Genomic DNA, 12,867 nt, shown 5'->3' on the forward strand with positions numbered 1-12,867 from the left:
GTCCCGGGTCGACGGCCGGCGCGCGCGGCGCCCGCGCGACGTCGGCCGTCCCGCCCTCGGCGGCGAGCCGGATGGCGACCGCGTCCTCGATCGCCTTCGCGTCGACGTCGATCGTGTTGTTCGTGACCATCGAGAAGACCAGACGCTCGCCGCCCGCGGTGTCGACGTAGCCCGACAGGCCGCTCACTCCGGTCAGCGAGCCGGTCTTGGCGTGGACCCGGCCCTCGGCGGGTGTGCCCCGCATCCGGTTGCGCAGCGTGCCGCCGACCAGCCGGTCGGCCTTACCCGCGATCGGCAACGCCTCGTACCACTCGGCGAACCAGGGCCGCCCGGCGGCGCCACCGAGCAGTGCGGCCAGCTGGTCCGGCGCGATCTGGTCCATCCTGGACAGACCCGAACCGTCCACAAGCGACAGAGGGCCGTCCACGCCGAGAGTCGGCAGCACGGCCGCGATCGCGGCCTCGCCGGCATCCCAGCTGCCCTCGCCCGCGGTCGCCCGGCCCATGGTCTTGGTCAGGATCTCGGCGTGCATGTTGTTGCTGAGCTTGAGGAACGGCACCATCAGCTCACGCAGTGGCATCGACTCGCGCTTCGCGTACGCCGTCGCGTCGGCCGGGGTCGCGCCGCGGATCGTCGGGCCGACGACGCGGACACCGTGCGCGCTCAAGGCGTCGCGGAAGAGCGCGGCGGCGTAGCCGGTCGGCTCCCACACGGCCATGAACTCCGTGTCGGCGCTGCCGTCGGCCGGGATCGAGCCAGTCACGGTGAAGACGTTCGAGCCGTGCTGGCGGTCGACCGAGATCGTGTCGTCGGAGCCGGGCGCGCCGGTGGTCGCGGTGTTGCGGACCGTGACGTAGTCGGTCTGCGGTTCGGTGGTGACCCTCGCCGTGCCGTCCGCTCCCGGCTCGACCCGGATGATGATCGAGCCGGCGTCGTAGTCGGTGTCGGGTGCGGCGGTCAGGGCCGAGATCTGCGCGTTGTAGTAGTAGGGCTCGTCGTCCCAAGCCCAGCCGAGACCCAGGCGCGTGTCGTCGAACCACGTGTCGTCGGCGACGAGCTTTCCGCGCACGCTCGTGATGCCCGCCTCGGCGACCTGCTTGGCGAGCACGTCGTAGTCGGCGGCGAGCATGGTCGGGTCGCCGGTGCCCTTGAGGTACAGGTCGCCGTCGAGGACGGGGCCGTGCAGCGGGGCCGGGCTCGCGACGGTCGTGGTGAAACGGTGGTCGGGTCCGAGGATCTCGAGCGCGGCGGCACTGGAGGCGAGCTTGGCGTTGGACGCGGGCTGCTGGCGGCGATCGCTGCCGCGCTGGTAGACGGTATCCCCGTCCAGCGTCCGTACCACCAGCCCGACGTCCGCACCCGCGAGCCCGGGGTCGGCGAGGATCGCGTCGAGGTCGGCGCCCAGCTCGCCTCGATCTTGCGCGGCCACCGGTGACACCGGCGACACGGCCCCGACCGTGCCGATGAGCAGCACCAAGCCGGCAAGCAGGGTGAGCATTCGTAAGCGACGAGGTTCCACGGCGACTCCAGGTTGACGCAGGGCAGAGGTGAGGAATCCTCCTACCCCGCCGCCGTCATGACAATCACCAGCAGTTCCGCCTCCCCGAAATTAACTCTTGTGGTCGCCTTGAGCTGGGTGCCGTCCAGTTCGGCACGTACTTGTGGCTGAGTTGCGTCCCGTTCCCCTTAGGTGCGGTTTGGGAGGCGGAACCTCAAGCGTGGTCTTCTTCTCCTAGGCGGTGGACGCGGATGAGGTTGGTCGAGCCGACCGTCCCCGGCGGGGAGCCGGCGACCACGACCACCAGATCACCCGGCTGGTACCGCCCGATCGACAGCATCGACAGGTCCACCTGGCGGACCATGAGGTCGGTCGAGTCCACCTTGGGCACCATGAACGTCTCGACGCCCCAGGTCAGTGCCAGCTGGCTGCGCACCGCGGGCTCCGGCGTGAACGCCAGCAGCGGCAGGTGGGTGTGCAGTCGGGCCAACCGCCGAACCGTGTCGCCAGATTGCGTGAACGCGACCAGTGCCTTGGCGTTGAGCCGCTCGCCGATGTCGCGGGCCGCGTAGGACAGCACGCCCCGCTTGGTCCGCGGCACGTGGGTCAACGGCGGCACGACCGTCGACTCGCTCTCCACTGCCTCGACGATCCGGCTCATCGTCCGCACGGTCTCGATGGGGTACCGGCCGACGCTCGTCTCGCCGGACAGCATCACGGCGTCGGCGCCGTCGAGCACCGCGTTGGCCACGTCGGACGTCTCGGCACGGGTCGGCCGGGAGTTGTTGATCATGGACTCCAGCATCTGGGTCGCCACGATCACCGGCTTCGCGTTCTCCCGCGCGATCTGGATGGTCCGCTTCTGCACCAGCGGCACCTGCTCGAGCGGCAGCTCCACACCCAGGTCGCCGCGGGCCACCATGACGCCGTCGAAGGCCAGCACGATCGCCTCGAGGTTCGAGACCGCCTCGGGCTTCTCCAGCTTCGCGATCACCGGTACCCGGCCCTTGCCGACCCGGTCCATCACCTGGTGCACGAGGTCGATATCCGCGGGCGACCGCACGAACGACAGCGCGACGATGTCCACGCCGAGGTGGAGTGCGAACTCCAGGTCCTCGATGTCCTTGTCCGACATCGCCGGCACCGACACGTCCATGCCGGGCAGCGAGATGCCCTTGTTGTTGCTGACCGTGCCGCCCTCGGTGACCTCGCAGACCACGTCGGGCCCGTCGACCGCGCGCACGGTCAGGCCGACGTTGCCGTCGTCCACCAGCAGCCGATCCCCCGCCTTCGCGTCCTTGGCCAGCCCCTTGTACGTGGTGGAGACGCGGTCGTGGGTGCCCTCGACATCCTCCACGCTGATCCGCACGGTGTCGCCGACCCGCCACTCGACCGGCCCGCCGGCGAACGTGCCGAGGCGGATCTTCGGTCCCTGCAGGTCGGCCAGGATGCCGACCGAGCGCCCGGACTCGTCAGAGGCGGCCCGCACGTAGTCGTAGACCTGCTTGTGGTCGCTCTGGCTGCCGTGGCTGAAGTTCATCCTCGCGACGTCCATGCCGGCGGCGACCAGGTCGCGCACCTTCTCCGGGGTGGCAGTCGCGGGCCCCAGAGTGCATACAATCTTCGCTCGTCGACTCACGGCACGCAGCCTAGTCCTGATGGCTGGAACGATCCCGAAGTACCGAGCAGTAACGCAATGATCGATCCAGAACGTTAACGGTGTGTTTGCTCGCTGATTCCGACGTGGTCGCGGGCCCACTCGTTGAACGGGCGCAGTGCCCGCCACGCCTTGCGCACCCGGTCGAGCAGGGCGTGCTCGTGCAGCACGTCGTCCGGCGGCCAGGTCCGCACCGCGTACACCGAGCGGTAGCGCAGCAGGTCCAGACGCGGATGGTCGGCCGGCACACCCCGCGGCCGGGTGGCCAGCCGGTCGCCCTTGAGCTCCCAGCCGGCCTTCTCGAGCTTCGTGAGGATCTTGCCCAGCGCCGCGCCGTGGATCTCCTCGTCCACCGCCGTGCGGAACCGCGCCAGCTGATCGGGGTGCAGGTGGAAGCAGCCGCCGCCGGTGCGGATCCCGTCCGGGCTCAGCTCGACGTAGTACGCGCCCGCGCCGCGGCCCGGCTCGATCACACCGCCACAGTGCGTCTTGTAGGGCGACTTGTCCTTGGCGAACCGCACGTCGCGGTACGGCCGGAAGACGGTGGCCCGGCCGAAGTCGGTGGCGAACTCGTCCGACAGCTCCGCGAGCAACGCCTCCATCGGCTCGCGCACGTCGGACTGGTAGACCGCCCTGTTGTCGGTCCAGTACGACTTGGAGTTGTCGGCGACGAGCCCGTCGTAGAAGTCGACCGCGTGCTCGCCGAACCCCTGGAACCTGCTCACGTCCGGCAGCCTATGTGCCGGTGGGTGGCGCCCCGCGAGGCACCACCCACCGGAGATCGCAGGACTCAGCCGGCCTGCGCGGCGTCGTACACACCCTGGGCGTCGGAGCCGAAGTACGGCCCGAACATCCAGGTCGGAATGAAGTTGATCTTGTAGCTGTTCACCGAGTTCTGGATCCCGGCGCCGGTGCCCTCGTCGAACTCCTGGAACCAGGGACCGCCGCTCGAGCCGCCGGTCATGTCACACGTCATGCCGATGCCGTCGCTGATCAGCGCGTCGAACGTGGTGCCGCTGCAGTAGATCATGTGCGTGCCGTCGTACGGGTCGGCCGCCGGCCACCCGAACGCGTACATGTCCTGGCCCCGCGGCTGGTTGAACGCGACGCCCTGACCGCCGACGACATCGGTGAGGTTCTGCCCGTTCAGCGGGTCGACCACCGCGGCGCCGACGTCGAAGTTGATGTCCTCGCTGGCCTCCCACTGGGGCGTGGTCAGCGTGGACTTCGCCGTCCACGTGCCGAACGGCGCGTCGCCGTTGTTGTAGGCGGGCACGAACACCCAGTCGGTGTGCCAGGTGCCTTCCAGCTTCACGCAGTGGCCCGCGGTCAGCACGACGCTCTTGTTGCCGCTGGTCACCGCGTTGCCGCTGCACGAGGCATCCTGACCCTGGTGGGTGAAGAACACTCGGCCCGCGGTCTTCTCGACCGCGCCGCCACCGGTCCAGTCACCGCCGCCCTCGGGGAAGGCCATGGGCAGCAGCTCGTTCAGCAGCGGGCCGGTCGGCTCCACGACCTTGGACACGCCGCGCTCGACGTCGTGGGTCACCTTCGACGCGTCCACCTTCGGCAGCAGCCGGTCGAGCGGGATCGCGTCGCGCATGGCCTCGGGGGTCCACTTCGCGGTGGTCGCGCCCATCTGGTGCACTGCCACCGACGGCTCGGGGGCCGCGGCCTCCGACGGGCTGATGAACAGCGCCACCGCGAGCCCACTCGCCGCCACGGCGACGGCGGACCGCAGGATTCCTTTCATGTACATACCTACCTTCCGGACGACCCGGTCAGGGCCGTCCGCGCAGGGGACAGGTGGCGACATGTTAACGACGCAGCGCGTGGAAAGTTACCCACGGAAGTACGGTAGGCAGCGGAAACGGGAGCGCGGATGGCTGATCGTCAGCTGGTGGTGGACGGGAGGTCGCTGCGCTGCGCGGACGTCGCGCTGATCGCCGACCACGACGTGACCGTGCGGGTCTCGCCCGAGGCCGCGCGGCGGGCCGAGGCCGCGTGGGCGCTCATGACGGAGCTGGCCGCACGGCGGGAGATCTACGGGCGCACGACGGGTGTCGGCGCCAACCGCGACCTGACCGTCGACGAGGACGCCGGCCCGGAGCACGGGCGGCGGCTGCTGCGCAGCCATGCGGGCGGGACCGGCGAGCCGACGCCGGACCGGCAGGTGCGGGCCATGCTGCTGATCCGGCTCAACCAGCTGGCCGCGGGCGGCTCGGGCGCACACCCGCGGCTGCTCGACGCGCTGGCCGCCGCGCTCACGGCCGGCGCCGTCCCGCTGGTGCACCGCACGGGCGCGATCGGCACCGGTGACCTGACCGCGCTGGCGGAGACGGCGCTGACGCTGTCCGGTGAGCGTGCGTGGGCGTCGGGATCCCTGCCGGCGGTTCCGTTCGACACCTCGGACGCGCTCGCGTTCATGAGCAGCAACGCGGCCACGCTCGCCGACGCCGTGCTGGCCGCCCGCGAGCTCGACCGGCTGCTGCGCGCCAGCCATGTCGTGGCCGCACTGTCCTTTGTGGTCCTCGGTGGCTCACCGGAGGCGTACGCGTCGGCGGTGCACGAGGTGCGGCCGCATCCCGGCCAGGTACGCTGCGCGGCGGAAATGCGGCGGCTGCTGGGAATGCGTGGCACGCCGCGGGCGGGACGGCGGATCCAGGACCCGTACGGCCTACGCGCGTTCCCCCAGGTGCAGGGACCGGCCCTGGACGCGCTCGCGTACCTGACCGAGATCCTCACCATCGAGATCAACGCGGCGACGGAGAACCCGATGGTGTCGCTGTCGGCCGGCGACGTCTTTCACAACGCCCACTTCCACACCGCGTACGTGGCGGTCGCCCTCGACCAGACGCGGGCGACGGTGCACCACGTGGCCGAGCTGTCCGCGTCCCGGCTGGGCGACCTGGTCGAGCCGTCCTTCACCGATCTGCCGGCGTTCCTCGCGTCCGGCCCGCCGGGCAGCTCCGGGGTGATGATCCTGGAGTACGTCGCGCACGACGCGCTCGCGGCGCTGCGGCAGGCGGCGCTGCCGGTGACCATCGGAACGGCCGTGGTGTCGCGCGGGGTCGAGGACCACGCGTCCTTCGCGACGCAGGCGGCACGGTCGGCGGGTTCGGCGGCCGAGGCGTACCGGCAGGTGCTCGCCTGCGAGCTCGTGGCGGCCGTGCGGGCGTTGCGAATGCGCCCGGCCGACCTGATGGACCTGCCGATCCGCGAGGCCTTCGACCTCGCCGACGCCGTCCTGGACCGCGACCTCGCCGACCGTCCACTGTCGACAGACCTCGAGTCGGCCGCCGACCTCGTGAACCAACTCGCCGACCTTTAGCCGCGATCGCGAAGGCACCCCGGTCACGGCTTCCTGTGAGGTGGTCGTCGGGTTCGGGCACGGGCAGGCCATCGTCATGAAGGGGGCCGTGGACCCCGCGCTGTGCCAGCGGCTGGTCACCGCGGCCGCGTGGGTCATCGACGCGGCCCGCGGGTGACCGGTCAGACGACCGCGAGCGGTAGAGCGGTCGGGTGCACCGGCGCGGGCAGGTCCGAGTGGCCAGTCAGGTACGCGTCGACCGCGTTCGCCACCGAGCGGCCCTCCGCTATCGCCCACACGACAAGGGAAGCGCCGCGGTGCGCGTCCCCGCAGACGAAGACACCCTCGCTCGAGGTCCGCCAGTCCGGGCCGCAGGACACGGTGCCGCGTGGCGTCAGCGACAGGCCCAGGCCGTCGAGCAACGGCAGGTGCTCCACGCCCTCGAAGCCGATGGCCAGCAGCACCAGGTCCGCGGGCAGCTCCTCGACCTCGTCGCCGACCGTGGTGACCTCGCGGACGCCCGTCTCCGGGTCCCTGCGCACCACGACCTCCCGCAGCCGCACCGCTCGAACGTCACCGGACGGCGAACCCACGAACTCCTCGACCGCGACCGCGAACCGGCGCTCCCCCGCCTCCTCGTGCGCGGGGTAGGTCCGCAGCACCCACGGCCACACCGGCCACGGCGAGATGTCGTCGTCGCGCTCGCCCGGTGGGCGCGGGTACTGGTCGAGCTGCGTGACCGACAGCGCGCCCTGCCGCGTCGCCGTGCCGTAGCAGTCCGCGCCCGTGTCGCCGCCGCCGATGATCACGACATGCTTGCCCGCAGCGGAGATCGAGGTGGGACCGTCGCCCTCGCACTCCTTGTTCGCCGGCACCAGGTGCTCCATCGCCAGGTGCACGCCGCCGAGCGAGCGGCCCGGAACCTCCTGCGGGTCACGGCCCCGCAGCGCGCCGACCGCCAGCACCACCGCGTCGAACGACGCGCGCAGCGTATCCACGGACAGGTCGCCCGGCCGCGACCCGCCGACCTCGCAGCCGGTGACGAACCGGGTGCCCTCCTCGCGGAGCTGCGCGAGCCTGCGGTCGAGAACCTTCTTCTCCATCTTGAACTCGGGGATCCCGTACCGCAGCAGGCCGCCGAGCCGGTCGTCTCGCTCGTACACGGTCACCTCGTGGCCCGCGCGCGTCAGCTGCTGCGCCGCCGCGAGCCCGGCCGGGCCCGACCCGACGACCGCGACCCGCCGGCCGGACGCCACCGCCGCCTGCTGCGGGCGGACCAGGTCCCGCTCCCACGAGACGTCGGCGATCGCCTCCTCGACGCGCTTGATCGCCACCGGCCCGCCGGACGACGGTGAGATCGACAGCACGCACGCCGTCTCGCACGGCGCCGGGCACAGCTTCCCGGTGAACTCCGGAAAGTTGTTCGTGGCATGCAGCCGCTCGCTCGCCCCGGACCAGTCGCCGGCGCGGACGAGGTCGTTCCACTCCGGGATCAGGTTCCCGAGTGGACAGCCGGCCGAATCCGAGTGGCAGAACGGGATCCCGCAGTCCATGCACCTGCTCGCCTGGTGGCGTACCTGCTTGTCGCGTTCGGCCGGCTCGAGGTCGGCGTAGACCTCGTGCCAGTCCGACAGCCGGTCGGCCGTGGGCCGCTTCGGCGCGTTCTTCCTGTCGTGCTTGAGAAAGCCGCTGGGGTCAGCCACGCCCCACCCCCGTCGTGGCCTCCATGACCGCCTCGTCGATGTCCCGTCCCTCGGCGGCGGCCAGCCGCATCGCCTCGAGCACCCGCTCGTAGTCGCGCGGCATCACCTTGGTGAAGGTCACCGCGCGCCGGGTCCAGTCGCCGAGCAGCGACGCCGCCACCGCCGATCCGGTGTAGTCGTGGTGGCGCGCCACCATCTCCCGCAGCCACCGCAGGTCGTCGCCGGACGGTCGCTGCAGGTTGACCATCGCGGTGTTGACCAGTTTCTCGTCCAGGTCGAGCACGTACGCGATGCCGCCGGACATGCCGGCCGCGAGGTTGCGTCCGGTCGGCCCGAGCACCACCGCCCGGCCGCCGGTCATGTACTCGAACGCGTGGTCGCCGACGCCCTCGGCCACCGCGACCGCGCCGGAGTTGCGTACGCAGAACCGCTCGCCGACCCTGCCGCGCAGGAAGAGCTCCCCGCCGGTGGCGCCGTAGCCGATCACGTTGCCGGCGATCACCTGCTGCTCGGCGGCGAACGCCGAGTCCGGGTGCGGCCGCACGATGATCCGCCCGCCGGACAGGCCCTTGCCGACGTAGTCGTTGGCGTCGCCGATCAGGTCCAGCGTGATGCCGGCGGGCACGAACGCGCCGAGCGACTGACCGGCCGAACCGGACAGTTCGATGTGGATGGTGTCGTCCGGGAGCCCGTCACCGCCGTAGCGCCGGGTGACCTCGGAGCCGAGCAGCGTGCCGACGGTCCGGTTCACGTTGCGTACCGGCAGCTCCAGCCGCAGCGGGTGGGCGTCCTCCAGCGCCGCCTCGGCGAGCTGGATGAGCGTGCGGTCCAGCGCCTGGTCCAGCCCGTGGTCCTGGGCACGTACCCGCCGGCGGGCGCCGCCGTAGCTGGTCTGCGGCACCGCGAACACCGGTGACAGGTCCATCCCCCGGGCCTTCCAGTGCTCGACCGCGTCGTCGACGTCGAGCAGCTCGGCGTGCCCGATCGCCTCGTCGAGCGTGTGGAAACCCAGGCGTGCCAACCACTCCCGGACCTCGTGCGCGACGAAATGGAAGAAGTTGACCACGTGCTCGGCCTGCCCGGTGTACCGCTCGCGCAGCACCGGGTTCTGCGTCGCCACGCCGACCGGGCAGGTGTCCAGGTGGCACACCCGCATCATGACGCAGCCGGCCACGATGAGCGGGGCGGTGGCGAACCCGTACTCCTCGGCCCCGAGCAGCGCCGCGATGACCACGTCCCGCCCGGTCTTCATCGCGCCGTCCACCTGCACGGTGATCCGGTCGCGCAATCCGTTGAGCAGCAACGTCTGCTGCGTCTCGGCGAGACCGACCTCCCACGGCGTGCCGGCGTGCTTGAGCGAGTTCAACGGCGAGGCACCCGTTCCGCCGTCGTGCCCGGAGATCAGCACCACGTCAGCATGTGCCTTGGACACGCCCGCCGCGACCGTGCCGACGCCGAGCTCGCTGACGAGCTTCACGTGCACGCGGGCGTGCTCGTTGGCGTTCTTCAGGTCGTGGATGAGCTGGGCCAGGTCCTCGATGGAGTAGATGTCGTGGTGCGGTGGCGGGGAGATCAGGCCCACGCCGGCGGTCGAGTGCCGGGTGCGCGCGATCCACGGCCACACCTTGTTCGGCGGCAGCTGGCCGCCCTCCCCCGGCTTGGCGCCCTGCGCCATCTTGATCTGCAGGTCGGTCGCGTTCACCAGGTACTCGCTGGTGACGCCGAACCGCCCGCTGGCGATCTGCTTGATCGCCGAGCGGCGCTGCGGGTCGTAGAGCCGGTCGGTGTCCTCGCCACCCTCACCGGTGTTGGACCGCCCGCCGATCCGGTTCATCGCGATGGCAAGGGTCTCGTGCGCCTCGGCGCTGATCGAGCCGTAGGACATCGCGCCCGTGTTGAACCGCCGCAGGATCGACTCGACCGGCTCGACCTCGTCGATGGGGACCGGGGTGCGGCCGATGGACTCCGCCGTGCGCAGCCCGAACAGCCCACGCAGCGCGCCGCCCTCGCGGTTGAGCCGTTCCACCTCGGCCACGTACTCGCGGTAGACCTCCTCGCGGCGGGTCTTCGTGGCGTGCTGCAACAGGAACACGGTCTCGGGTGTGAAAAGGTGCAGCTCGCCCTCGCGCCGGTAGGCGTACTCGCCGCCGGACTCGAGCCTGCGGTGCACCCGGTCGGTCGGGTTCTCCGGATGGGCGGCGTAGTGCCGGCCGGCGACCTCGCGGGCGAGCACGTCCAGGCCGACGCCGCCGAGCTTGGAGCTGGTGCCGGTGAAGTACTCGTCGAGCACGTCGCGGGAGAGCCCGAACGCCTCGAACACCTGCGCCGCGGTGTACGCGCCGACTGTCGAGATGCCCATCTTGGACATGATCTTGAGGACGCCCTTGACGAGCGCGTTGACGTAGTTGCGGATCGCCTGGCGGGGCTCGATCCCGGTCAGCGTGCCGCGGCGGATCAGGTTCTCGATCGTCTCGAACGCGAGGTACGGGTTGACCGCCGCGGCGCCGTAGCCGAGCAGCAGCGCCACGTGGTGCACCTCGCGCGCGTCACCGGTCTCCACGACCAGCGCGACGCGCAGCCGCTCCTTCGTACGCACCAGATGGTGGTGCACGGCGGAGACGAGCAGCAGCGACGGGATCGGCGCCATCCGGTGGTCGGAGTCCCGGTCGGACAGCACGAGGATGCGCGCCCCGGCGGCGATCGCCTCGGACGCCTCGCGGCGCACCCGCGCGATGGCCTCCTCCAGCGCGGCGCCACCACCGTCCACTTCGTACAGACCGGGGATGACCGTGCAGGCGTAGCCCGGCATGTCGCCGTCGTCGTTGACGTGGATGAGCTTGGCGAGCTCGTCGTTGTCGACGACCGGCAGCGGCAGCTGGATGTGCCGGCAGGACGCCGGGGTCGGCCGGAGTAGGTTCTGCTCCGGGCCCATGATCCGCTGCACCGAGGTGACGATCTCCTCGCGGATCGCGTCCAGCGGCGGGTTGGTCACCTGCGCGAAGTTCTGCTTGAAGTAGTCGTAGAGCAGCCGCGGCCGCTTCGACAGCGCGGCCGGCGGGGTGTCGGTGCCCATCGAGCCGATCGGCTCGGCGCCGGTCATCGCCATCGGCGCGAGCAGGATCTTGAGCTCCTCCTCGGTGTAGCCGAAGGAGAGCTGACGGCGCAGCACGGACTCGTTGGTCTGCACGACGTGCTCGCGGTCGGGCAGTTGGGCGATCTTGAGCAGCCCGGCGTGCAGCCAGTCCTCGTAGGGCAGCTCCCCGGCCAGCGCGGTCTTGATCTCGTCATCGTCGACGATCTTGCCGGCCCCGGTGTCCACGAGGAACATCCGGCCCGGCTGCAGCCGGCCCTTTGCGATGACCTTCTCCGGCGGCACGTCCAGCACGCCCGTCTCGCTCGCGAGCACCACGCGGTCGTCGGTCGTGCGCCACCAGCGCGCCGGGCGCAGGCCGTTGCGGTCGAGCACCGCGCCGACGAGGGTGCCGTCGGAGAACGTCACGCTCGCCGGGCCGTCCCACGGCTCCATCAGGCTCGCGTGGAACTTGTAGAAGGCCCGCCGCTTCTTCTCCATCGTGGCGTTGTTCTCCCAGGCCTCCGGGATCATCATCAACACCGCGTGCGGCAGCGTCCGGCCACCGAGGTGCAGCAGCTCCAGCACCTCGTCGAAGGACGCCGAGTCCGACGCCTCGGGGTCGCAGACCGGGTAGAGCCGGGTCAGGTCGCCCGGGACGAGGTCGGTCGCCAGCAACGCCTCGCGGGCGCGCATGCGGTTGCGGTTGCCGCGGATCGTGTTGATCTCACCGTTGTGCGCGACGAACCGGAACGGGTGCGCGAGCGGCCAGGATGGGAACGTGTTGGTGGAGAACCGGCTGTGCACCAACGCGATCGCGCTCGACAGCCGCTCGTCGGTGAGGTCGGTGAAGAACGCCGGCAGCTGCGCGGTGGTCAGCATTCCCTTGTACACCAGGGTCCGCGCGGACAGCGACGGGAAGTACACGCCGCAGCCAGCCGCCACACTCTCGTGCTCGGCACGCTTGCGCAGGCAGAAGGTCAGCCGATCCAGCGCGATGCCGGCCGCCCGGTCGCCGTCCCCGTCCGGAATCGCGGCGAGGAACGGCATCGCGAAGTGCGGCATCACCGAGCGCGCGGTGGGGCCGACTCCGGCGGAGTCGGGTGCGACCGGCACCTCGCGCCAGCCCAACACCTCCAGGCCCTCCTCGCCGGCGATGCGTCCGATCAGCGAGACGGCTCTGGCTCGCTGATCGGGGTCGGTGGGCAGGAACGCGATGCCGGTGGCGTAGCGGTGCGCGCCGGTCGCGTCCGGCTCGGGCAGGTCGATGTCGACGACGTCGCGGAGCAGCGCATCGGGCAGCTGCACCAGGATGCCGGCGCCGTCACCGCTCGTGGGCTCCGCGCCGGCCGCCCCGCGGTGCTCGAGGTTGGCCAGTGCCACCAAGGCGTCGGTGATGATCTCGTGGGATCGCCGACCTCGAATGTCGGCGACCATGGCCACACCACACGCGTCACGCTCGGCAGTGGGGTCGTAAAGACCCTGCGCAGCGGGGATGGCAGAAAAAATCACGCGTCGACCTCCCTCGTCGTCCTCGCGCTCAGTTTGTGCTGGGCGCGGGACGGCGATGGCCCGCGTGTTGCGTGAGCTTAACAGTCCCGAAACCCATGAGCCACGACTCGAGCGCGG

The 12,867-nt window shown here is 71.0% G+C and carries 7 protein-coding genes; 1 reads left to right on the forward strand and 6 read right to left on the reverse strand.

Annotation, left to right across the window (positions count from 1 at the left end):
- The 4 genes from dacB to ACRDTB_RS12050 all read right to left on the reverse strand — a co-directional run.
- Nucleotides 1-1,498: D-alanyl-D-alanine carboxypeptidase/D-alanyl-D-alanine endopeptidase (gene dacB / locus ACRDTB_RS12035; protein ID WP_431430194.1), on the reverse strand; the 1,498-nt coding region annotated here is incomplete at its 3' end.
- 214 nt (nt 1,499-1,712) lie between these two features.
- Nucleotides 1,713-3,137: a pyruvate kinase gene (pyk, locus tag ACRDTB_RS12040; protein ID WP_431430195.1), complete on the reverse strand. Its 1,425-nt coding sequence runs from the start codon at nt 3,135-3,137 to the stop codon at nt 1,713-1,715.
- 74 nt (nt 3,138-3,211) lie between these two features.
- Nucleotides 3,212-3,880, reverse strand: a complete 669-nt coding sequence (locus ACRDTB_RS12045) for a DUF2461 domain-containing protein (protein WP_431430197.1) — start codon at nt 3,878-3,880, stop codon at nt 3,212-3,214.
- Nucleotides 3,881-3,945: 65 nt separating this feature from the next.
- Nucleotides 3,946-4,914 carry a trypsin-like serine peptidase gene (locus ACRDTB_RS12050; protein ID WP_431430199.1) on the reverse strand — a complete coding sequence of 323 codons (969 nt, stop codon included), beginning with the start codon at nt 4,912-4,914 and terminating at the stop codon, nt 3,946-3,948.
- Nucleotides 4,915-5,037: 123 nt separating this feature from the next.
- On the opposite strand from ACRDTB_RS12050, the gene ACRDTB_RS12055 reads away from it, so the two are divergent.
- Complete coding sequence (locus tag ACRDTB_RS12055) at nt 5,038-6,486, forward strand: aromatic amino acid ammonia-lyase (RefSeq protein WP_431430200.1); 1,449 nt, start codon at nt 5,038-5,040, stop codon at nt 6,484-6,486.
- Nucleotides 6,487-6,647: 161 nt separating this feature from the next.
- On the opposite strand, the gene ACRDTB_RS12060 is transcribed toward ACRDTB_RS12055, so the two are convergent.
- Together ACRDTB_RS12060 and gltB are read right to left on the reverse strand one after the other, a co-directional pair.
- On the reverse strand, nt 6,648-8,168 hold the full coding sequence (locus ACRDTB_RS12060; protein WP_431430201.1) for a glutamate synthase subunit beta: 1,521 nt from the start codon (nt 8,166-8,168) through the stop codon (nt 6,648-6,650).
- Nucleotides 8,161-12,750, reverse strand: a complete 4,590-nt coding sequence (gene gltB / locus ACRDTB_RS12065) for a glutamate synthase large subunit (protein ID WP_431430202.1) — start codon at nt 12,748-12,750, stop codon at nt 8,161-8,163. The genes ACRDTB_RS12060 and gltB overlap by 8 nt, the downstream gene beginning before the upstream one ends.
- Nucleotides 12,751-12,867: the final 117 nt, after the last annotated feature.

Source organism: Actinophytocola sp., from assembly GCF_050699935.1.
GTDB lineage: Bacteria > Actinomycetota > Actinomycetes > Mycobacteriales > Pseudonocardiaceae > Actinophytocola.